This window comes from Nocardiopsis mwathae, assembly GCF_014201195.1.
In the GTDB taxonomy this organism is placed as follows: Bacteria; Actinomycetota; Actinomycetes; order Streptosporangiales; family Streptosporangiaceae; genus Nocardiopsis_C; species Nocardiopsis_C mwathae.
This window is the reverse complement of record NZ_JACHDS010000001.1, coordinates 3,970,791-3,992,054: the sequence shown is the minus strand read 5'-3', so window position 1 is coordinate 3,992,054 and position 21,264 is coordinate 3,970,791. Positions and strand designations below refer to the sequence as shown.

Genomic DNA, 21,264 nt, shown 5'->3' with positions numbered 1-21,264 from the left:
GTATTGCAGGACACTACTTCGTGGGACCGGAATGAAACTTAGGAAGCTTCTTACGGCGACTCTCATTGTGAGCGCTGCTCTCTCATCAGGATGCGACTCAAGGATCTTGGGAGATGGCGACCCTGAGGGCGGCCCCTCTCCGAACGCCTCTCAGAAGGAGGTGGATAACGAATGGAAGTTAAGACAGTTTAGAGTCCAAGCGCTGGAGAGGATTCTTGATTCAAAGAGTCCGAATGAGAACCGAAACTTCATAAATGAAGTCCGGGGGGATGGGTATGTCGGTGCCCTCATGGATTCTGGAATCCTCGTCGAATTGGATGGAAAAATCTACGAGGTGGAGGTAGATAACGAAAAATGGAATGGTGAGTTCTGGGAAGGGAAGTTGCCTGATAGTGGGTCGGCATCAGATGTTGATCAGGCCCTAAGCGACTACATGGACGCCAGCAATATTTCCATTTGTGGTGCTGATATGCGCGGGTATGAGGCTGCAAATATGTACATGGAGTCCCATTCCGATGACGTGTTGTCTTCCTTTGCGGCGTATCGAGAGCAGATTGATGACTATCTCAACTGTGAGGAGTAAGACAGCCAATCACGGCTCGATACTGCTTCAGAGCAGCGACGGAGCGAGTGGAGTGATGAGAAAGCTGCGAGAATGGCAGGGCGAGTATCACCACAGACGTAGTTAAATAGACCATCATTCTCTTACTAAGCAGAAACTAAGTTGCTGGCCACATATCAGCATTAGCGATATAGGCTAGATCGACATCCCGAAAGAAGCCGCGGACGATCTCGGGAGTGCTCTGGAGCCGCTCCACCGCCTGATCGATCCGTTTCTTCATCTCGTCGCGTGTTCGCACAGCAGCCCGTCCAACGTTGTCGTTCTTGATGTTCTTCCAGACCCACTCATCGGGATTCAGCTGCGGGGAGTACGGCGGAAGATAGAACAACGTGAGTCTTCCCCGCGTGGACTCGACGAACTTCCGTGTCGCTCGCGAGGTGTGCGACGGCGCGCGGTCGACGATCAGGAATATCTTGCCGGGAATGTCGTTGAGCAGCTTGGCCAGGTACTAGATGAACGCCTCGCTGGTCAGTCCCTCGTCCACGAAGGAGAAAAGCATCTTTCCTTGCGCACTGACGGCGGAGATCATATTGACCGACATCCGGTTTCCGCTGCCCTGGACGATCGGCGTGCGGCCGACCGCGCCCCATGTGGTTCCGGCGTGGTAGTCGGTCCGCACAGTGGCCTCGTCGCCGAAGAAGATGCTCGCACCTGCGGAAACGGCCTCTTGCTGGATACGGGGGTACTCCTCTTCCTTCCATGCCCGCACCTGTTCGGCGTCTTGTTCATAGGCCCGGACGATCGGGCGTTGCGGCGACAGTCCCATTCCGCGCAGGAGATTCCCGATTCCTTGAGGGGTGTAGCCGACACCGAATTTCCGCTTGATCAGATCAGTGATGATCTCCCGCGTCCACAGGGCGAATTCGAAGCCGTGCCTCCGGGGGTCACTCCCGACGATCCAGTTGTACAGCCTGCCCCGTTCGTCATCCGTGAGCTTCGGCGGCGCTCCGGTCGCCGTGTACCTCATGTCCGAGGACGATATAGCGGCACAGACGATCAATGTTGCTGAAGGATACGAAAAAGCTACTATGCGAAGGTACGCTGCAGAAGGCAGGCCAGTGGAGAATGGATCTGCAGTCGGTACCCTTGGTGGGCTTGTTGACACTGCACTGAGAAATGAATCATTGCTGCGTTATGAGGAAGAGTACCAGCAGAATGAGAGAATCAAGAAGCTTTGGAAAATTGCAGGGGACGCTGGGGAAAATTCTCTTGGAAATCTAAAATTCGGAGGAGAAGTCGCCGCTGCTGTTGGGGGCTATGTGAAGGATGAGGCTCTAGAGAAGTTCTTCAAGGCCCCGGGAATGGTAGACCAACGAACTGACGGATATACTGATGAGGAGCAAATTAGAGAAAAGGTGCTTCTGCATCTCATCCAACGCAAGATAAACGCAGGTGAAAGTGGAGAGATTAGAGAGAAAATTCCGGAGGAGATGATGAACGGAAACGTCATTGAATTCGACCGCGAGAAATGGAGGTATGAGCCTACCGATGGGGGTAGTGAGGGAGATAAATACAGCAGCGCGGCAGGTTCGGATAAGATCCTCGATCAGCTTTCCGCTAGGGAAATCGCCGAAATGGGACGGTTCACCGAAGACTCGTTCGGTAGCTATAATAAAGCGAAGCGTGAACTTCACTACCAGAATACGAAGGAAGGGCGCGAGAGCCTGAGGTCCGGAGAATTGGAGAACATGCTGAAAGATGAATAAAAGGATTTGCTTTCGAGGAGACGATATCCTGAATTTGAGAAGGGGAGGAAATTGAGGCCTTATTCATTTTCTTTTGGTGTAGGACCTCTTGGTCGTTCGGCCATTGCTTCGCTGGTAATCATGGCCTCGATGGCTTCTTGTGCTCAACCGAAATCTGATGGCGAAAAAGCCAATGATTCAAGTTCCCCATCACCAGTCTCATCGAAGGAATTTAGAAACCCAGTTGATATTGCACCGCCTAACCTTTGCGAGATTCTCCCGGATGATGCTCTAGAGAGGGCTCTTGGGGTGGCAGGAGGCGGCGAACTGGTGGAGGATTTGGGGGATCCAGATTCTGCTAACTATTCTAGCGGTGAGCTAGAGCTGTCCTGCTATTGGGAGGCTGAAGACAAGGAGAGCGGGGAGCTTCGCAATCTCAGCATCGGTCTCGTTGTTTCACCCTACCCTTACTCTGGCTATGTTCTGCCAAACTCCCATAAAGGAAAAGAAGTTGAAGGTGTCGGTGAAGATGCAAGAGTCAACATAGTCACTGACATGCGTTGGCCGGCGATCGCCAATCTCTATGCAGTGGAAGACAGGTATAGGGTCAACGTTTGGTACTTTGGAGTAGATGCCAATGAGGATAAATCAATCTACGACGATGAGGAATTGATTGATATGTCATCCTATGTTGCTCGCGAGGTTCTAGACAAGCTATAGGTGCCTGGTCAGGTTTTGGGGTTGATCGGTTCGCCTGCGGATCAGTGCTTCGGACCCAACAGGATCTCCGAGTGCCGCGACATCCATCCAGTGGCCGCCGGAGTTAGCGAGGACGTTGCCGGTTTCGGTGATGCGTCCCGAGGCCAGAATTTACTGGCCGGTCTCGACGTGACCTGCGCGCTCCCACTGTACTCTCAGAATCCGAGAATGCGCCCACCCCTATAACCCTTCTGCTTGAAGCAAAGGAGTAGAGTGGTTTTTATGGAGGGCACAGAGAGTGAGATTACCGCGGATCTGATTGCAGAGCTACTCCGCGACCAGCACCCTGACTTGGCTGACTTGCCGCTGACATTTGGGGCTCACGGGTGGGATAATCAGCTGTGGCGGCTCGGCGACGACCTTGCGGTCAGGCTGCCTTGGGCCACCGGGGACGCAGGCGACTTACTCCTTAAGGAGTACACCTTGCTACCTGCCATAGCGCCCCGACTTCCCTTGGAAGTACCTGTGCCACAGCGTCTGGGTGAGCCTTCCGAGCGGTTCCCGCGTCCCTGGATTGTCACGACCTGGGTCGCCGGCGAACCTGCTGACCGCACTCCTGCGACTCGCGGTAACAAGGCAGCCGATACCTTGGCGGCTTTTCTGGCATCCCTACATAAGCCTGCGCCTACCGACGTGCCTGCTGGCCGGAATGGCCGAGGTGGGTCGCTGGCCGATATCAGTGAAGGCTTCGCGCACTTCTTCAACGAGGCAATCGATCGTGGGTTGATTGCCGACCCGGATGCCGTACATCAGGTCTGGGAGGATGCGCTAGCTGCGCCTGACTGGACAGGTCCGCCCCTGTGGCTGCACGGGGACTTGCACCCGGCGAATCTTCTGACAAGGGACGGCAACTTCTGCGGCGTGGTCGACTTTGGCGACATGTGCGCGGGGGATCCGGCCTGCGACCTGGCTGCTTGTTGGATCCTTCTGCCCGATGGGGTCATCGACCGCTTCTATCAAACCTACTCGTCCGCTGTTGACGCTGCGACTCTGCGCCGCGCTCGCGGCTGGGCGCTAATCAAGGCACTTGCTTGCCTGATCATCGGTGATAACGGAGTCCATGGCCGCCCGGGTGGTAAAGCTACCTGGGGCCCGCCAGCGGAGGCTTCCCTGCAACGCCTGATCGCGGATCAGTCTTGAAGCATAGATTAAGGGTCCGCCAACTAGTATTCCAGCCGCACTTAGTGATCGATGAGGCGTTTCTGGCGCTGGTAGTGGCAGCGCCGCGCACGAGCCTGGTGACGGCGCCTCCCTGCTGCTCTTCACCCGGTCAACCCTCGCTGACAGGTGTTCGTCCAGGTCAGGAGGGGAGGTATCTGGCCGCGAGCGGGGAGTGTCGTGGCCGTGGGTGGGGCCTCAAACGGCCGTCCCTGGGGGAATATCCACTGTCCGCTGTCACGCAACCCGCCCCACGAGCCCGGCCGCCCGCCCCTCGGGCCAGCGGGCCACCAGAACGCCCACCCGGCCCCGGCCCGCCTCAACCGTTCGGCCTACCCGCCAGGCCCGCAGACGCGCCTACTACGCCTACAAGCACCGCATCCTGGCCGAGACCGCCGGCCAAACCCGAGCGCTGTTCACCCTCTACGAACAGCTCCCCTACTCCTGCACGATCCTCGCCCTAATGCTCCTCTCCCACGCCCTCGGCCTCCTCCACTGATTCCGACTCGGCCCCGTAGGGGTGCCCGGCCTGTGAGCTGGGCACCCCTCACAGCTGTCCCAGCGAGTGGGGGTGAGCCCTCGCCTGGACAGCGCTGACGCAGGGACTCCCCAGAGCTGCGGCGACGCTCTTCTCCCTGTAGTGGTCGCGGGCGCTCGATAAGCACTTGGCCGCTTTCGGATAAAAGAATTCGTTTCTCATGAGGTCGGGAAAAGAACCCCGGAGTATTCTGGCGAAGAAATTAAAAAGCTTACACTTGGTGATGAAGCTGCTGTCCAGGACCACCTAATTCTCCAGGCAACACACGTTCTACTGGAGGATGGCGTCATCGACCCTGAGGACGTATCCTTCCATTTCGTTGATGGCGAGCTCCCGACCACTTCGCACGCATGGGATTATGGAAGCGAGAGCCACACCGGAGATCTGCAAAAAAACACTCTCGGAAAAATACCTGAGAGTGTGCTCGGTGAGAACAAAAGCCCAGACGACCTCAATGGGAGGCTTAGGAAGTACGTGGAGCAGTTTGGCAAGCAGTACACGGATCCTATGAAGAAGGTTGAGGGCGCGGATAGCAAGAAGGATTAGGTTTGCCTGTGAAGTAGCCAAGCTGCTTCTTTTTATGAAATGATGCACCCAAGGAGTTGCTGCCATCGTTCCCAATGCCACGTCGTTTTGAAAGCGGTATTGATGCTGTGAGGTAGCGACGATTGTCATAGAGGGATAGCCAGGATATCTGAATGGCAGCGGGAAAGTGTTTGTTTCCCATTTCCGTTGGTCCTAGTTGAACTTAACTTAACTGTAGAAGTGAGGATGCGATGGAGAGCTGGCGAGGCAAGAGGGCTAAAATCGCAGTACTTGCAGCCGTGCTGACTGCGGGTTCCGTCTTTGTTGCTGATCTATCCCTTCGTAACTGGGGGATCGAGAGCGTGGAAAGTGACGGAGCCTCTGCAGGGCTAGACAGCGTGCGCCCCGCGTACTCGAAGGATGATCTCGATAAAGTTCGTAAGAGTCTCACTGGAAGCGAATACGGCGAAGTAAAGCACCTACTCAGAGCAGGTCATGGAACAGTCGCTGTACTTGAGACCGGTGTTGTCTCGGTTGATAATGACTCACTGAAGGTCCGTTGGTCGTACTCATATCGGGGCGCGCCGATCTCAGCGGGACTTACTCCGATAGACAAGTATGGTGACTATAATGACCAAAGGGTTGTTCTCTCCTTTGACTCTATGAGCCTACTTGGGCCTGTGGGGAGAATAATTACTATCGAGGCGGCGACGGGAGAAGTAGTCTCGGACAGCTCTATCTCGAATTCGCAGGAGGATCTGGAAAGGCGAGTTCGCTGGTTGACGTCTGATTCTCGTATCAGTGTTTTGGACACTGATGGAAGAAAGTCACTAGAAGCTCATTCCCTAGAGTCAGGTGACTATCTTTGGGATTTCCAGGTGCCATCTGATTGCTCACTGGGCCCCAACGAGGATGCAATGGGCGACAGTATTGTGACTAGCCAAGGGTTGGTCACTCTTTCGTATTCCTGTGAAGCCACCAACGAAGCTGATGTTGTAGCTTTGGACTCTTTCTCTGGAAATGAGGTGTGGAGTCGCTCCTGGGAATCTCAGAACCCACCAAACTTGAGCTACGCAGATGCGTTGCAGATGCCATACACCAACGGTGATCCGGCGACATCTATAGTGAAAGGCGAGATGGGGGGAAACTATATTGCCATTGATATCCGGAGTGGAGAAAATGACGATCTCTATCCATGGTCGGCCGTAAGGGAAGTTGATAACTATATTCCTGCGCCATTGGCCGATCGTGCTGCGCCTCCAGAGTACGTATTGATCGGGCATCCCGCGACCACGCAAAATAAGATGATTGGTTTGGTTGCGAGTGAGCTGATCTCTGATGGGGTCATCTCCGTCGATGATTTCGAGGGTACGTACTTTATCACCAACGACGCATCTGGCAACAAAATCCCTTTGGCCGATCCTGCAGCATGGAAATTGGGCGACAGCGCGGCGGCGGCGGTTCAGCGTGTAATCGAAAGAAAACTCTCATCCAACTGAAATAAGGGGTCGGCTCGCCAATTATTGAAGGGAGGAGTAGCGCGGTTGGGGCGCCGAGCTGATACCTGACCTGGTCGGGTATACCGCATACCTGGCTCTGGCGAGGCTCAGGACCGCTGAGCTGGCGTGTTTCGCCGGAGCCTTCATGATTGCGGTCACCCGCCGTCTGAGCGCCTCGTGTAGGGCACACTGCCGGGGGGACATCACCGAGGCGATCGAGACCGTGAGAGCCTTGGATCTGCTCGCCCCAAAGCGTCCGGCCTGAAAACGGCAGCGCGGCAGGTAGAACAGCATCGAATTCCCTGGACCGGTTGTCGCTCGCGGTTGGCGAACCATCTGCCAGGGTCTTCTTCGTGGCGTGAGGCAAAGCAAGCAGCCGTCGCCAGGGCGCGATCTGCGAATTCAGGACGAAATGAGCTCACTGAACCCAGCTCAGGACCTGTGGACCCATGGTCAGGGGAACCCCGCAGGAGTCCCCAGCTGAGGCCGGTAGAGACGGGAACCGGGCCACCGCATCCCCGCCCCCCGCTCCAGAGGGCCGGGAGCTGCCGACTGAGGCATGGGCATTCTCCCTGCGGCTGAAGAACGGGGCGAGGACCTGGGAGAACAAGCCGCCGAAGCTGTACGCCCACGCGTCAGGGTCGACCTTTACTACAGTGGGCGACACGGCCACCGCCGATCGTTTGGTTCGTATACACCCACATGGTCACAGCTGTGGCCGTCTTATGTCCGGTCGTCGATCAGACCGAGATCTCCAAGTGCGGCTGGAGTATTAGCGCGACCCCGCGCTCTCGGCGCGAGGCCAGTGCGCGCGTTAGAGGTGGTTGAACGTCCGGGTGTGCTGGGCGATGAGAGGGTCGTCATCCCAGCATTCAACGGGGGGATGATGTGGGCGTCTGCGCCTTGGTAACCGAAGTGGGCTGTTTGGTTAGGATGGCAACTTCCGCTTTCGGCCATGGATAAGTCAATGGGCGTCAAGTCTGATGCAGAGGAATAAATGAACTCGTCGCGTGATTCCGAGAGTCGAAGAAGAAAGCGGTGCCTGGCGTGGTCCACTCTGGGGTTTGTAATCGTTGTTGCGCTTTCGGTGACGCCGTCGGTGGGAATGGCAAACAGGAATAACTGGATGGAGCCTCTTATTGTTTGCGATTCGACGGTTGGTGTGGGCGCTCCACTTCGTGGGTACAAAGACTGGAATGGGACTGGTATGATGGCGCAAATATAACTCCGGAGAGGGCCAACGTAGTGTGCGATGCTCGCCGAATCCGCCGCCAGTCCATCGCGTTTATTATCGCCATTCCGACAATTCTGTTTGCCGGAAAAGCGATGATCATTGGCGAACGGTTAAGGCGCCAGTCGAGAGGTGAGGCCATTGAATGATGCGGTGACCGCCGTAAGAATGCCAATGTTTGGGATTCTTGCTTTTGGTGTAGTGTTCATTTCTGCTGGTTGTATGAGTGTTCCGCATGGGGACGACGCTGATTCGAAAGTGGACACCGAAGCGTCATTGGCTGAGAACGTCGCGGTCGAATGGAAGGCTAGGCAGGTCCGCGTTCAAATTATGAAATCTCTATTGGATTCAGGGAGCGTCGAAGAAAACAGAGAGGCGGTAAATGGGATGGTGGATGGAGATCTCCCCATCCTTATGGGAATTGGCATTATTGATGAGAATGGCGATGGGAGGTATGTGGTGGAAGTGAATCACGACAAATGGAATGACATAGACGGAAATTGGACTAAGGATCTTGACATATCGGCCAATTCTCTTGATTCCGTAGACCAGGCGCTGGTTAACTTTTCGAGAATGAATGATATTAAAATCTGTTCGAAAGAAATGTCTGGATACCAGGCTGTGGAGAAGTATCTTAAATTGAGTTCAGAAAACCGGTATTCAAAATTTTCCGATTACAGAAAGGAAGTAGATGATTATGTCCATTGCGCTGGGGAGTGGGCAGAGCTTGTTCAAGTTCCTGATGGGTCGGGTCCGTAACTGACGCTGACGAAGAGCAGCGCTCGCTCGGATACGAACCGGATCGCGCGAGTGTTCTTGCTGGTGTTGTTAGCTCCCACTACGCCCGCCGTGCCCGGCCTGACCACCCCTGCCCCCAGACTCTGGCCAACCGCGCACGGCTTGCGCTCGCCCGGGTGCTCGTTCAACCTGGCCGCAGTTGTCTCCGTTCCCCCAGGCCCGCAGCTTGTACAGTCAACCTGTGTCAATCCTGGGACTTCACGAGCCTGCCGCCCCTCTGTCTCAGGCGACCGCCGACGCGATGGAGCACGGGGAGGTCTTCACGCGTGGCTGGGTCGTCGACCTGATCCTCGATCTGGTGGGGTACACCGCGGACCGGGATCTGGCCAGTCTCCGGCTCGCTGAGCCAGCGTGCGGGGCCGGGGCCTTCATGATGGCGGTCACCCGGCGTCTCAGCGCCTCGTGCCGGGCGCACGGGCGGGACATCGCCGACGCTGTCCACGCTGCACAGGCCTTGGACCTGATTCCGCTCAACGTCAAGAAGACCCAGGAAGTGGTCCGCGCACAGCTGCTCGCGGACGGCTGGGCGGCTTCCAGTGTTGATGCGGTGGTGGAGGCGTGGGTCAGGCAGGGTGACTACCTCCTCGCGGACCCGCCCGACCAGGGATTCGACTTCGTCGTCGGCAACCCGCCCTACATCCGCCTCGAAGACGTCCCCCGCGACCGGACCGCGCACTACCGCGCCGCCTACCCGACGATGGGCGGACGAGCCGACGTCCGTCGCAGACCGGACATGTGCCCTGTTCCCCTCTCCCGTGACCGCATCGAGCACCTGTGGAGGCGCGGTCACCGATTGTCCACGCAACGCTCCTTTTGGGGGAAATCGGTGCGGTGTGAGGTATCGCCGCTGCTTCGTCGACGGGGACGGCCATCGGTTCTTGCGTCTGGTGAGTAGTGGGGCAAGCTGTGCGATGGTCAGGTCGCCGAGTGGGCCGCAGGAGGGGACGGCCACCACCGCTGCCGGACCTGGGGTGTTCGCGCGGGCGTGCGGATCGGTGGGCAGGCCTCGGTCACGGAGCTTCGCCCTCGACGATGTGGCCGATCTGCTGGTGGATCTCCTTCGCGCTGGGCTGGGCGTACAGCTCGCTCGGCTCGCTCTCGTACTGCACCCAGTCCGGGCAGTCCAGGTTCATGCCGGAGCCGGTGAACGAGCCGTTGACCGAGGTGAACTCGCCCTCGTAGACCGTGTTGCCGGTGGGCAGCTCATAGACGGTCAGCGAGTAATCCTGGCTGTAGAACGGCAGTGTGGCGGGGCCGCCAGTGCCTGTGCCCGTGCCTGTGCCGAACGCCCCTTCAGAAGGCTCGTAGTCGCACATGCGCAGCTTTTCGGCGGGGCCGTGGCCCTCGGCGCACACCAGCAGCGCCACCTCCTCCAGGGTGTCGGGCAGCCATCCGGTGATGGGGGTGGCGCCGGGGCGGGCATTGGGGTTGCCTTCCACCAGCCACGGGCCGGGGTGGTCATCGGTGTCGTGTGAGCTGCCAGTGAAGAACATCGCGGTGGGGTGGGGGCCATCGCCGGCGTAGAAGGCGGAATCGGGGTAGCCGTCGCCGATGCCGTCGCACAGCATTTCCAGATCGTCGATCTCGTTGATGGCCACCTGCCGTTCGGCCTGCTGGATAGGCCCGGTGACCTGGTCGAGAGCGCCGCAGCCAGTGGTGGCCAGGGCGAGGGCCGCTGCTGCGGCGGCGGGGCGAGCTGCGGGCACGGGGGCTCCTGTGTTCTCCGGAAGTGCGGGGTTTCGGCGCGTCGCCGCGACGCTACATGCGGCCGCCCCGGGTGGCCCGAAGGGGGACCGGGGCGTGCGGCGGCCTGGCTGGTTGCCGTCGTTGACGACCGTGCCCCGACGAGCAGAGCGACGCCGTGCCGGTAGCTCCGTCAGAATGCGCCGTGTTTCAGATATTCTGTCCGCACTTACGCCGTTTGAGAGTTTTAGGAGTTGCTCGTGACGCCCCTCCACCCGTTTCTCGCCCTGGGGATCGCCGTCGCAGTCATCAACGCGATGTGGCCGAAGATCGGGTGGCTGATGTCGAAATGGCAGTACAAGAACCCGGAGAAGAACGAGCCCAGCGAGGCGTACTTCACCATGGTGCGCGTCAGCTCGGCCGCCGCCGTCATCGTCTGCATCGCGATTTGGATTGCGATGTTGCATCCGTCCAGCATCGCTCACCAATAGGAGTCGAGCGGCAGCTACGTTGGGTCGACTCAGCTCATGGCCGTCTCTGTGCGGCGGGGTGCCGAGGAGGCGGCCTGTGCCGACGTGCACAGGGTCGCCGTGACTTACACGGTGACTCTGGACACGCCGCATGGCAGGTGGGAGGTCGTCGAGAAGGGGGCGCAGCCATCCCCGAATGCACTGAGGGTGGCCGGAGGCTGCTTGCCGGGTGGCCCCACCGAGCCTGGTTTCCCGGAACTGCGGGAGGATGAGGGCATGGCGAATGAGACCGACGAGGTCGAGCTGAGTGACCAGGATCTTCGCGTCGTTGCCCGCTATTGCGCGGAGATCGCCGAGGAGGCCCTGTCGATCTTCGAGGAGAGTCACCCTGAGGACCGGCGGCCGCGTGCAGCCGTGGAAGCGGCGTGGATTTTCGTCGACGGCGCCAGGCGCACGAAGTTGCAGCGGACGAGTTCGCTGGCCGCGCACAAGGCTGCGCGGGAAGCGGCGACCGAGGCCGCCGGGGAGGCGGCACGCGCCGCCGGTCATGCCGCGGCAGCGGCCTACCTGCACCCGCTCGCCAAGTCGACCCAGGTCAGACACATCCTGGGGGCCGCAGCGCACGCAGCACGCGCGGCGGAGCTGACCGAGGGCGGAAACCGGGACGTCGGCGCGGCTCGAATCGAACAGGCGCGTCGGCGAGCGACACCTGATCTAGTCGCGGTGCTCAAGCGCTACCCAGCCGCCCCGGCGCGCGGTAACCGCGCGACCCAGCTCATGAGCGAGCTGGACACATCGCTTCGCTCCCTGTGAGACGGCCGCGGCCGGTCCCGAAGGCCGTGGCCCGTTCCAACTCGCCACGTCGCGCGGCACACCCCGAGCCACCCGCGCTCATCCGGTTTCCGGGTCGGTCTTCAGGTACTCGCCGGCCCGGGGGCTCAGCACGACGCACTCGCGCCCCCGGCCGCCGAAGGCCGGGGGATTCCTCGTTCCGCTGGTCCCTGCTTGCGTTGGCCGTCGCCGTGCCGTGACCCGTCAGTTCTTGATGGGGATTCGCATCGGCGGGAAGGCGAGGAGAGGAAGCCGTCTGGCGCGGTCCGACGCCCGGGGTTGGCGTCGCCGCATGGAATTCGATGCCGAGCGGAGCCGGGCGATCCTGGAACGCGGTCTGGCCGCAGCGAACTCTTCCGCCATCAGCCCTGTCGTGACGGTCGTCGCCGCCCTCGCGGCATCAGCGGTCATCGTGGTCGTCGTGGTGCTGTGGACTCGCCGGGGACCCCGTTCCAACGAGGCCGGCGCGACCACCGGGACGACGGCCGGGGCCACGATGCCGGCCATCCGCCGCGTCGGCGACGAGCCCTCGCAGATCGGCCCCTACCGGCTGCACACCCACCTGGGCGGCGGGGGAATGGGCCGGGTGTTCCTGGGCAGTTCGCCGGGCGGGCTCACCGTCGCCGTGAAGGCCGTCCACCCCGACCTGGCCGACGACCCGGCGTTCCGCCGGCGCTTCGCCGCCGAGGTCGAAGCAGCGCGGCGGGTGGGCGGGTTCTACACCGCCCAGGTCGTCGACGCCGACCCCGACGGGGATCCGCCATGGCTGGCCACCGCCTACATCCCCGGCCCTTCCCTGCACGAGGCGGTGCGCGACCACGGTCCGCTGCCGCCCGCTTCGGTGGCCGCGCTCGGCGCGGGCCTGGCCGAAGGCCTGATGGCGGTGCACCGCTGCCGCCTGGTCCACCGGGACCTCAAACCTGGAAACGTCATCCTGGCCGACGACGGCCCCCGGGTGATCGACTTCGGCATCGCCCGTGCTCTGGACGCGGCCTCGGCCACCCGCACCTCCGCCATTCTGGGCACTGCGGCGTTCATGTCCCCCGAACAGGTGCGCGGGGAGGAGGTGGGGCCGCCGACCGACGTGTTCGCCCTCGGGTGCGTGCTGGCCTATGCCTCGACAGGCCGCAGCCCCTTCGGCGAGGGCCCCGCCTACGCGGTGACCCACCGCGTCGTCTATGACGCCCCCGACCTATCCGCCCTGCCCGCTCCCTTGTCTGACCAGGTCGGTGCGTGCCTGGTCAAGGCCCCCGACGCCCGGCCCGGCCTGGACCGGGTCCTGGCGGAACTGGCCGCCATGGCGCCGTCCGACCGGGGCCGTAACGGGGGGCGATGGCTGCCCGAGGCGGTCACCGAAGTCATCAAGCTTCGCGAGACCCGGCCCCTGGAAGCCGACCCCGTCGGGCGACCCCCGGCCTCTCGGAACGGGGGCCAAAGCTCAGGAATGAAGCCCGGTCCTCCCCCTCCCGGGAGGCGGCCCGCCGCCGGAACCGCGGCCGCCGTGATGGCGTCGCCGTGCCTTCTCACGGTTCCGGCCATCCCCTTCGCGGCCGCCTACGCCGTCAACGTAGGAATGGCCACGAGCGGCGAGGCAGCGGTGCAGGCGGTGCTGTGCAGTGTGTCGGCGATCGTCCTCGCCATCGGCGCGCTGCTGGTGCTGCTGCGGAACACCGCCGGCCGCTGGCTGATCATGGCGGGCGGCACCGGCCTGGCGCTGCAAGCGCTGAGGTTCATCGTGCTCTTCCCTGAGGTGGGACTCTCCCCGGCCCACCGGGGGTGTCCTCGCCGTCACCATTGTCACTGCGGCTGCGTCCGTGCTCCTGGCCGCGCTCCCGTCTTCGGAGGGCTGGGGTCGACGGCCGGGAAAGCGCCCTGTCGACCCCGGCATGGGGGCAGGGCTACGTCACGAGGTGCTCTGAGGCCTTCCGGCAAGGGCCCGATAGGGCGCCTTTCATCGAGTGCGACGGCACACCGCTCCCTGGAGCGCGGATGGACGTCCCCGAGCTCAGGGGGGTCGACGCGCGGCTGCGCGCTACTCGGTGGGCTCGACAGACCGCCGGGTACCCCTGTGCAACCCTGCCCTCAGTCGTCAGCGGCGACGAGCAGGGTGACGGTCCCGGCGTCGGCGTCGATGAGAACCAGTTCGTGGAAGTCGACGTGGATTCCGCCCCAGTCGTGGAACGCCTTCTCGCCCAGGTCGTCCAGGCGGTACAGGGCGGTGGCGGTGCGGAGCGGCCCGAACACGTGTGAGTTCAGGGCGGCGTCGAGGCCGCTCGGGACGTCGCCGTACTGTCCCGCCCAGGTGCCCAGCAGGTCGGCCGCCGCCGCTGGGCTGATCGGCGCGTAGGCGGCGGGGGTGATGGTGCCGATCCAGTAGGGGCCGTGCCGGGTGCCGTTCACGTCGACGCCGTCGCCGGCGTACCCGTCCCTGAACTGAACGTGTCCGATCAGCTCGGCGAGGACGTCCTCATGGCGCGCCGTGTCCGATCGTCGGCGGAATCGCCTGATGTCCACCCAGCGGTAGCCGTGCACGCCGGGCGTGGCGAAGTCGAAGTCGCGGAAGTTGACGAAAACCCGGTCCTGGAAGTCGAGGGGGCGATCCACGCGGTCACCCTAGGCGATGCGTTCCATCGCGGACCGCTCGGGGGCGGCGTCCAGAGCGCATAGAGCGATCGTCGACGTCGGGATCCCGAGGGCGGGACCGGAGAGGCGTGGCGCCGCTCCGCTCCAAGCCCTTGCACGGGCCGTCACCCGAGTGGCCGGGTACCGCGGCATGACCACCAGGTCAGGAGGAGCTGTGGGGAATGCAGGTCTTTCGATCGCCGGCCTCGGCCGCTCTCGTCGGCCATTCAGTGGTCCTCTCGTGGGACCATCGCCTCATGAGTGCGTTCATGACACCGGAGCAGATCGCCCAGCGAACTTCGCGTGCCGTCGATGCGGCTGTGCAGGCCGGGCGGGGGCTCGGGCTCACCGTGACCGATCCCCAGGTGCTGCACGACGTGTTCTCCGTCGTCGTCCACCTGGCCCCCTCTCCGGTCGTGGCCCGGGTTCTCACCGTGGTGCCGCAGCAGGCGGACCTCGACGGCCTCGCCGGGCGGCAGCGTGCGGAACTGGACATGGTGCGGTGGCTCGCGGACCGGGGGACCCCCGTCATCCCGCCCAGCCCGCTGGTTCCGGCGGAACCCGTCCGGTACGACGGGTTCGCGATGACGTTCTGGCAGTTCGTCGAGGAGGCCAAGGACTCCGAGCCCGACTACGTGGCCAACGCCGGCCTCGTCCCCGGTCTGCATGCGGGCATGCGCGACTATCCGGGGGAGCTGTCGTTCCTGTCCGCGGCCGACCCGCGGTTCATCGAGGACGGGATCGCCGCGCTCGAACAGCGGCCCGACCTGATCGACCCGGCCGACCTGGACCGCATGCGCCGCGAATGGCGGGTGCTGGAACCCGTGGCCCGCTCGCGCGCGCTGTTCGAGGAGACGTTCCCGGGGATCGGCGTCCAGCCCGTGCACGGCGACTCCCCGGTCGCCAATATCTTCCACGCGGTGGACGGGGACCGGTACGCCGACTTCGAGATGGTGACGCTGGGCCCCGTCGAGTGGGACGTGGCCCTGGTCGGCCCCGAGTGCGAGGCCGCCTACAACCGCGAAGCGCGGCGCAGGGGTATGCGGACGCTGAACTCCGACGTCCTGGCCTTCGCGAACGCCGTGGGGATGCTGGTCGCCTTCGCCAGCCTCGCCCTCGCGCCGCAACTCCCCATGCTCGCGGACGCCATGCGCGAACTCCCCGAGCAGTGGCGGTCGATGCCGTTCGCCGGAGGCCTGCCGGCCTGACGGGCGCGCAGCGCGGGCCGGAGCCCGTGCCGCGTCTGCGGCATCGCTTGCGGAGAATGCGATGGACTGCGGTCAGGCCGCCCCCTGGGCGGGGACGAGGTCGCAGACGGTCTCGGCGCAGCCCCACGAGAGGGTGACGCCGGCGCCGCCGTGGCCGTAGCAGGCGATGACAGGTAGGGGGTGGCCCTCGACGGGTTCCAGGCGGATGGTGTTCCGGGCCGGTCGCAGGCCCACGGCTCGGGAGAGGACCGGGAGGCCGCGCAGGGCGGGGACGAGGGCGGTCGCGCGTTCGAGGATGGCCTGCTCGGTCGCGGGGTCGGGCTCGGCGGCGTACGAGCCGACGTCGGCCGTCCCGCCGCAGACGACGTCGTCGCGGCGCGGGACGACGTAGGTGATGCCCGCGGGGTTGTCCTCGTCGGTGATCCACTCGGTGAGGCCGGGGTTGGGGAGCCGGACGACCTGGCCGCGGACGGGGTAGGGCGTGGGGTCGTCCAGCAGGTCGCCGGAGCGCATCCCCGCCGCGACGACGGCCAGGTCGGCCTCGCCCTCCAGCTCTCCGACGGAGGTGATCGTGCGCCGGTCGAACCGCACCCCCAGTTCCTCGCAGCGCCGGTTCAGCCAGGCGAGGTAGTGGGGCATGGAGATCACCGGCACGGTCGCCCGCAGACCGGCCACCGCACCGGGCGGAAGCGCCTCGGCCGGCGCCTCGCGGGGGTCGGCGACGGCCGCGGCCCAGGAGCGGTCGGCGTGCTCGTCCCGCTCGACCACGGTGCCCGCCCGCAGGTCGATGCCGCAGGCGTCGTCGGCGGCCAGGCGTTCGAAGCGCTCCTTGGACCGGCGCAGCCAGGAGGCGAGTAGGGGCGAGGACCCGCTGCGGTAGGGAAACCAGATCGCGGCCGCGACCCCGGACACGCTGTCGGTGGCCGACCGGTCGGCGACCACGGTGACGCCGTGGCCGCGCAGACGAAGGGCGTGGGCGATGCTGAGCCCCATGACACCCGCCCCGATGACGGCGATCCGGCGGTGGGGAGGCGTGCTCTCGCGGTCGGCGGTGAGGGGCGGCGAGTGAACGGCCATGGTGCCCCATGATGGGTCACCGCCATCCGGCGGCACAAGACGCGGGCACCGGACCGGCATCGTGTGGAGGTTTCCGGTCACGGCGGACGAAAAAGGCAGGGAAAAACCTCCCTGCCACTTTCAGAGTACAGCGCACCGGGGGACTTGCCGCAAGGCCCGGGATGTGCCGGAGAATCGTCGGTCAAAGCCGGTTTCTGTGGCGATCAGGTATGCGCGGAGCGGTCGGTGGAATCGCATTCGCGTCCGCGGGGGGATGTCATGTTCGACGTGATCGTGGTCGGCGGGGGACCGACCGGGCTGATGTTGGTCGCCGAGTTGCGGCTGCACGGCGTGCGCGTGCTGGTGTTGGAGAAGGACACGGAGCCGGCCGCCTACGTCCGGTCGCTCGGCCTGCACGTGCGCAGTATCGAGGTGATGGACCAGCGCGGCCTGCTGGACCGGTTCCTCGCGCACGGCCGCAAGTACCCGCTCGGGGGTGTCTTCTTCGCCGGCATCGAAAAGCCCGCGCCCGACCGGCTGGACACCGCGCACCCCTACGTCCTCGGTATCCCGCAGACCACCACCGACCGCCTGCTGGCCGAGCGCGCCGCCGAGCTCGGCGCCGAGATCCGGCGCGGCCGCGAACTGGTCGGACTGAGCCAGGACGACCACGGGGTGAGCGCCGAGCTGGCCGACGGAACCCGGCTGCACGCGCGCTACCTCGTCGGCTGCGACGGCGGCCGCAGCACCGTGCGCAAGTTGCTCGGCGTCGGCTTCCCCGGCGAGCCCGCCAAGGTCGAGACGCTGCTGGGCGAACTGGAGGTCGCCGAGGACCCGGAGACGGTCGCCGAGGTCGTCGCGGACATCCGCACGACCCAGAAGCGGTTCGGCGCCGCACCCCTCGGCGACGGGGTGTTCCGTGTCGTCGTTCCGGCCGAAGGGGTGGCCGAGGACCGCGCGACCCCGCCGACCCTTGAGGAGTTCAGGCGGCGGCTGCGGGCGGTCGCCGGCACCGACTTCGGCGTGCACTCACCGCGCTGGCTCTCCCGCTTCGGCGACGCCACCCGGTTGGCCGAGCGCTACCGTACCGGCCGGGTGCTGCTGGCCGGCGACGCCGCGCACATCCACCCGCCGGCCGGCGGGCAGGGCCTCAACCTCGGCATCCAGGACGCGTTCAACCTCGGCTGGAAACTGGCCGCCGAGGTCGGCGGCTGGGCGCCGGAGGGGCTGCTGGACAGCTACCACACCGAGCGGCACCCGGTCGCCGCAGACGTGCTGGACGGCACGCGTGCGCAGATGGAGCTGATGTCCACCGAGCCGGGGCCGCGGTCGGTGCGTCGGCTGGTGTCGGAGCTGATGGACTTCGACGAGGTGAACCGGTACCTGATCGAGAAGATCACCGCCATCGGGGTCCGCTACGACCTCGGGGCGGGGCGTGACCTGGTCGGCAGGCGGATGCGCGACATCGGCCTGGAGCGCGGCCGCCTGTACGCGCTGCTGCACGGCGGCCGCGGACTCCTGCTCGACCGGACCGGCCGGCTGTCGGCGGCGGGCTGGGCCGACCGGGTCGACCACGTCGTCGATGGCAGCGAGGAACTGGACGCGCCCGCCGTGCTGCTGCGGCCGGACGGCCACGTGGCATGGGTCGGTGACGACCAGCAGGATCTCCTCGCCCACCTGCCGACGTGGTTCGGCCCCGCCACCGGCACCCCGGAGCGGCGACCCCAGGCGGCCGGGTCCTAGGCTCGTGATCATGGAGCAGCGAACCATCTTCATCACCGGGGCCAGCGCGGGTTTCGGCGCGGCGATCGCCCGCCGTTTCGCCGCCGAGGGCGCCCGTATCGTGGCCACCGCGCGGCGCGCCGACCGTCTGGACGGCCTGCGCAGGGAGCTCGGTGACGACGCCGTGCTGCCGGTCGCGCTGGACGTGCGCGACCGGGCCGCCATCGAGCGGGTCGTCGCCGAGCTGCCGCCCGCCTTCGCCGAGGTGGACGTGCTCGTCAACAACGCCGGACTCGCACTGGGCCTGGAGCCCGCCTACGAGGCCGACCCCGGCGAGTGGCAGCAGATGCTCGACACCAACTGCGCGGGCCTGATGCACTGCACGCGTGCCCTGCTGCCCGGGATGGTCGAGCGGGGGGCCGGGCACGTGGTCAACATGGGGTCGATCGCGGGGAGCTACCCCTACCCCGGCGGCAACGTCTACGGCGCGACCAAGGCGTTCGTGCAGCAGTTCAGCCGGAACCTGCGGGCCGACCTGCACGGCACCGGGGTGCGGGTGACCTGCGTGGAGCCCGGCCTGGTCGGCGGTACCGAGTTCTCCAGCGTCCGCTTCGGCGGCGACGATGAGCGTGCCGAGGCGCCGTACGCGAACACCGAACCGCTCACCCCGGAGGACGTCGCCGAGACGGTGCACTGGGTCGCCTCGCAGCCCCCGCGCGTCAACGTGAACAGCGTCGAGCTGATGCCGGTCGTGCAGGCCTGGGGGCCGATGCGCATCCACCGCACCGAGCCGTGATGCGCCGCGGCTGACGGGCCGCGCGGCCCGCGAGGCCCGCGCGGCCCGAGCCCGCAGCGGCCCCGAAGGGCAGGTGCGCGACGGGGACCGGGCTCGGGACACCCGCCGAGGACGCCGGTCGTTCCCGTGGATCGGCGTACCGGGTCTCCACCGATGCCCGAGCCGACCCGCGCAGTCCTCCCATCGGCAGCCGTTTCCCGGGCACCGCGAAATCCGCTCGCCCGCGGGAGCCTCCCGTTCTACGGTGGCGGTGTGACGAACGACGACGGCTACTTCGGACACGATGTCGCGGCCACCTACGACGACCCCGAGTCCGACGCGTTCCGGCCGGACGTGATCGAGACGACGGTCGACGTCCTGGAGGGGCTCGCGACGGACGGCAGCGCTCTTGAACTGGGCGTCGGAACCGGCCGCATCGCGCTGCCGCTGGCGCGCCGCGGGGTGAGGGTCCACGGTGTCGACCTCTCCCGGGCGATGGTCGAGCGCATGCGCGCCAAGCCCGGAGGCGACGAGATCGGCGTGACGATCGGTGACTTCGCCACGACCCGGGTGGATCGGCGGTTCTCGCTCGTCTACCTGGTCTTCAACACGATCAACAACCTCACCACACAGGCGGACCAGGTGGCCTGCTTCCGTAACGCCGCAGAACACCTCAGCCCCGGCGGGTGCTTCGTCATCGAGGTGGGCGTCCCCGAGCTGCGCAAGCTCCCGCCCGGGCAGACGGCCGTGCCGTTCCAGGTGGGGGAGAACGGGGTGGCCTATGACGTCTACGACGTCGCCACCCAGGCGATGAGCTCGAACTACGTCACGGTCGTCGATGGGCGGGCCCGGTTCCGCTCGATTCCGTTCCGGTATGTGTGGCCCTCCGAACTGGACCTGATGGCGCAGCTGGCCGGGCTGCGGCTGCGCGACCGGTGGGGCGACTGGGGGCGAGAGCCCTTCACCGGCGACAGCGGGAAGCACGTGTCGGTCTGGGAGAAGCAGGCCGGCTGACCGCCGGCCGCCCCACCGCGCGGCCCCGGCCGCTGCGGCCTTCCGTCGGCGCGGTGTGCGGCGGGCCGCGTCGGAAAAACGCGTTGCGCCGCTCCCCGTGAACGAGATTGAATCGGCGGACCGGTCCGCGGGTGCGGTCCGGATCCATGGTCGTCCCCTGCGGAAACGAGTGTCGTCCTATGTGCGGAAAGCAGTGGCGTATACCCCGGCCGGCGCCGAGTGCCGTCGTCCTCCGGGAGGGCCCGACCGCGTGAGCCGGTGAGGTGCCGGGGAGGGAACCCCGGCACGGGCCCTTCGCGGGGGCGGTTCGCGGCGCTCGGCTCCGAGCACCGCCGGATTCTCTCTCGCAAGGAGCCACCACTCCGTGTCCAGACGACGCGACGAGCGCGCACGGCCGCGCTCCGGACGGAACGCGAGCGCCGACGCGTTCCGCTGCCTGCACTGCCGCCTCGACGTGCCGATGAGCGCGCCGGGAACGCGGCACCGCAACCACTGCCCGAACTGCCTGTACAGCAGGCATGTCGACCGGGACGTGCCCGGCGACCGCGCCGCCGAGTGCGGCGCGCGGATGGAGCCGATCGCGATCTCGGTGCGCGGTGACGGCGAGTGGGTGATCATCCACCGCTGCACCGCCTGCGACGAGCTCGGCGCCAACCGCACCGCGGGCGACGACAACCCGCTGGTGCTGGTCCGTATGGCGGCACGTCCGCTGGCGGCACCGCCGTTCCCCTTGGAACGGCTCGCCGCCCTGTAGCGGGCACCGCCGCACCGCACGCGGGCCGCCCGGTACGCACCCGTGCCGGGCGGCCCGTTCGGCATACCCGCCCCCACGCAGTGTCGGCTTGCCCGGGGGGTCGGCGGGCGATCGCACGGGTCGGTGAGGATAACCCGCGAAGGCCGAAGTCGAAACGCGGGGATCGGCCGCGTGGCGAAGTTTAAAGTTAGCCCTCCGGCGTGAATGGTTATAAGACCAGGAGAACCGGTCGACTGATTCTGCGAGGGGGTCGCAGAGTACCGGCTCACACTGGGTGCGATAGACACACAAGACATGTCGTCGAGATAGGCCGT

General features: G+C 64.8%; 22 protein-coding genes. 16 read left to right on the top strand and 6 right to left on the bottom strand.

Annotation, left to right across the window (positions count from 1 at the left end; translation table 11 throughout):
- Positions 1 to 67: 67 nt before the first annotated feature.
- The gene (locus HNR23_RS17330; RefSeq protein ID WP_184076774.1) at positions 68 to 583 is read left to right on the top strand and encodes a hypothetical protein; all 516 of its coding nucleotides are present in this window, start codon (positions 68 to 70) and stop codon (positions 581 to 583) included.
- Positions 584 to 719: 136 nt separating this feature from the next.
- Here the strand turns inward: HNR23_RS17330 and HNR23_RS17325 are convergent, their stop codons facing one another.
- Entirely contained in the window at positions 720 to 1,058 is a 339-nt protein-coding gene (locus tag HNR23_RS17325) for a transposase (protein ID WP_281382003.1), read from the bottom strand.
- Between the two features lie 12 nt (positions 1,059 to 1,070).
- Positions 1,071 to 1,589 carry a winged helix-turn-helix domain-containing protein gene (locus tag HNR23_RS17320; RefSeq protein WP_184076772.1) on the bottom strand — a complete coding sequence of 173 codons (519 nt, stop codon included), beginning with the start codon at positions 1,587 to 1,589 and terminating at the stop codon, positions 1,071 to 1,073.
- On the opposite strand from HNR23_RS17320, the gene HNR23_RS17315 reads away from it, so the two are divergent.
- The 3 genes from HNR23_RS17315 (at position 1,588) to HNR23_RS17305 (ending at position 4,206) form a co-directional block, all read left to right on the top strand.
- Positions 1,588 to 2,328 (top strand): hypothetical protein, encoded by a 741-nt coding sequence (locus HNR23_RS17315; protein ID WP_184076770.1) that lies wholly within the window; start codon positions 1,588 to 1,590, stop codon positions 2,326 to 2,328. The genes HNR23_RS17320 and HNR23_RS17315 overlap by 2 nt on opposite strands.
- A gap of 6 nt (positions 2,329 to 2,334) precedes the next feature.
- The gene (locus HNR23_RS17310; protein WP_184076768.1) at positions 2,335 to 3,027 is read left to right on the top strand and encodes a hypothetical protein; all 693 of its coding nucleotides are present in this window, start codon (positions 2,335 to 2,337) and stop codon (positions 3,025 to 3,027) included.
- A 261-nt stretch (positions 3,028 to 3,288) separates the two neighbouring features.
- Positions 3,289 to 4,206: an aminoglycoside phosphotransferase family protein gene (locus HNR23_RS17305; protein WP_184080499.1), complete on the top strand. Its 918-nt coding sequence runs from the start codon at positions 3,289 to 3,291 to the stop codon at positions 4,204 to 4,206.
- A 565-nt stretch (positions 4,207 to 4,771) separates the two neighbouring features.
- On the opposite strand, the gene HNR23_RS17300 is transcribed toward HNR23_RS17305, so the two are convergent.
- Both HNR23_RS17300 and HNR23_RS17295 read right to left on the bottom strand, forming a co-directional pair.
- Complete coding sequence (locus HNR23_RS17300; protein ID WP_184076766.1) at positions 4,772 to 5,008, bottom strand: hypothetical protein; 237 nt, start codon at positions 5,006 to 5,008, stop codon at positions 4,772 to 4,774.
- Positions 5,009 to 5,032: 24 nt separating this feature from the next.
- Positions 5,033 to 5,437: a hypothetical protein gene (locus HNR23_RS17295; RefSeq protein ID WP_184076764.1), complete on the bottom strand. Its 405-nt coding sequence runs from the start codon at positions 5,435 to 5,437 to the stop codon at positions 5,033 to 5,035.
- Positions 5,438 to 5,538: 101 nt separating this feature from the next.
- On the opposite strand from HNR23_RS17295, the gene HNR23_RS17290 reads away from it, so the two are divergent.
- From HNR23_RS17290 to HNR23_RS17280, 3 genes are all read left to right on the top strand, one after another.
- The gene (locus tag HNR23_RS17290; protein WP_184076763.1) at positions 5,539 to 6,786 is read left to right on the top strand and encodes a hypothetical protein; all 1,248 of its coding nucleotides are present in this window, start codon (positions 5,539 to 5,541) and stop codon (positions 6,784 to 6,786) included.
- Positions 6,787 to 8,170: 1,384 nt separating this feature from the next.
- Entirely contained in the window at positions 8,171 to 8,776 is a 606-nt protein-coding gene (locus HNR23_RS17285) for a hypothetical protein (RefSeq protein WP_184076761.1), read from the top strand.
- A 220-nt stretch (positions 8,777 to 8,996) separates the two neighbouring features.
- Positions 8,997 to 9,710, top strand: coding sequence for an Eco57I restriction-modification methylase domain-containing protein (locus HNR23_RS17280; protein WP_221308157.1), 714 nt, complete (start codon positions 8,997 to 8,999; stop codon positions 9,708 to 9,710).
- A 115-nt stretch (positions 9,711 to 9,825) separates the two neighbouring features.
- Here HNR23_RS17280 and HNR23_RS17275 read toward each other — a convergent pair whose 3' ends face one another.
- Positions 9,826 to 10,521 carry a hypothetical protein gene (locus HNR23_RS17275; protein ID WP_184076759.1) on the bottom strand — a complete coding sequence of 232 codons (696 nt, stop codon included), beginning with the start codon at positions 10,519 to 10,521 and terminating at the stop codon, positions 9,826 to 9,828.
- Between the two features lie 237 nt (positions 10,522 to 10,758).
- Between HNR23_RS17275 and HNR23_RS17270 the strand changes: the two genes are divergently transcribed.
- The 5 genes from HNR23_RS17270 to HNR23_RS17250 all read left to right on the top strand — a co-directional run bounded on the left by HNR23_RS17270 (position 10,759) and on the right by HNR23_RS17250 (position 15,629).
- Complete coding sequence (locus tag HNR23_RS17270; RefSeq protein ID WP_184076757.1) at positions 10,759 to 10,989, top strand: DUF6199 family natural product biosynthesis protein; 231 nt, start codon at positions 10,759 to 10,761, stop codon at positions 10,987 to 10,989.
- 255 nt (positions 10,990 to 11,244) lie between these two features.
- On the top strand, positions 11,245 to 11,781 hold the full coding sequence (locus HNR23_RS17265; RefSeq protein ID WP_184076755.1) for a putative immunity protein: 537 nt from the start codon (positions 11,245 to 11,247) through the stop codon (positions 11,779 to 11,781).
- Positions 11,782 to 12,091: 310 nt separating this feature from the next.
- Complete coding sequence (locus tag HNR23_RS26365; RefSeq protein WP_246421786.1) at positions 12,092 to 14,146, top strand: serine/threonine-protein kinase; 2,055 nt, start codon at positions 12,092 to 12,094, stop codon at positions 14,144 to 14,146.
- Between the two features lie 35 nt (positions 14,147 to 14,181).
- Positions 14,182 to 14,466: a hypothetical protein gene (locus HNR23_RS17255; RefSeq protein ID WP_184076753.1), complete on the top strand. Its 285-nt coding sequence runs from the start codon at positions 14,182 to 14,184 to the stop codon at positions 14,464 to 14,466.
- Positions 14,467 to 14,678: 212 nt separating this feature from the next.
- Entirely contained in the window at positions 14,679 to 15,629 is a 951-nt protein-coding gene (locus HNR23_RS17250) for an aminoglycoside phosphotransferase family protein (RefSeq protein WP_184076751.1), read from the top strand.
- 72 nt (positions 15,630 to 15,701) lie between these two features.
- On the opposite strand, the gene HNR23_RS17245 is transcribed toward HNR23_RS17250, so the two are convergent.
- Positions 15,702 to 16,706: an FAD-dependent oxidoreductase gene (locus HNR23_RS17245; RefSeq protein ID WP_184076749.1), complete on the bottom strand. Its 1,005-nt coding sequence runs from the start codon at positions 16,704 to 16,706 to the stop codon at positions 15,702 to 15,704.
- A 258-nt stretch (positions 16,707 to 16,964) separates the two neighbouring features.
- Here HNR23_RS17245 and rox point away from each other — a divergent pair, with 258 nt between their 5' ends.
- From rox to HNR23_RS17225, 4 genes are all read left to right on the top strand, one after another.
- Positions 16,965 to 18,428, top strand: coding sequence for a rifampin monooxygenase (gene rox, locus HNR23_RS17240; RefSeq protein ID WP_184076747.1), 1,464 nt, complete (start codon positions 16,965 to 16,967; stop codon positions 18,426 to 18,428).
- 10 nt (positions 18,429 to 18,438) lie between these two features.
- Positions 18,439 to 19,203: an SDR family oxidoreductase gene (locus tag HNR23_RS17235; RefSeq protein WP_184076745.1), complete on the top strand. Its 765-nt coding sequence runs from the start codon at positions 18,439 to 18,441 to the stop codon at positions 19,201 to 19,203.
- Between the two features lie 252 nt (positions 19,204 to 19,455).
- Positions 19,456 to 20,196 carry a class I SAM-dependent DNA methyltransferase gene (locus HNR23_RS17230; RefSeq protein WP_343070600.1) on the top strand — a complete coding sequence of 247 codons (741 nt, stop codon included), beginning with the start codon at positions 19,456 to 19,458 and terminating at the stop codon, positions 20,194 to 20,196.
- Between the two features lie 364 nt (positions 20,197 to 20,560).
- Positions 20,561 to 20,950, top strand: a complete 390-nt coding sequence (locus tag HNR23_RS17225; protein WP_184076741.1) for an RNHCP domain-containing protein — start codon at positions 20,561 to 20,563, stop codon at positions 20,948 to 20,950.
- Positions 20,951 to 21,264: the final 314 nt, after the last annotated feature.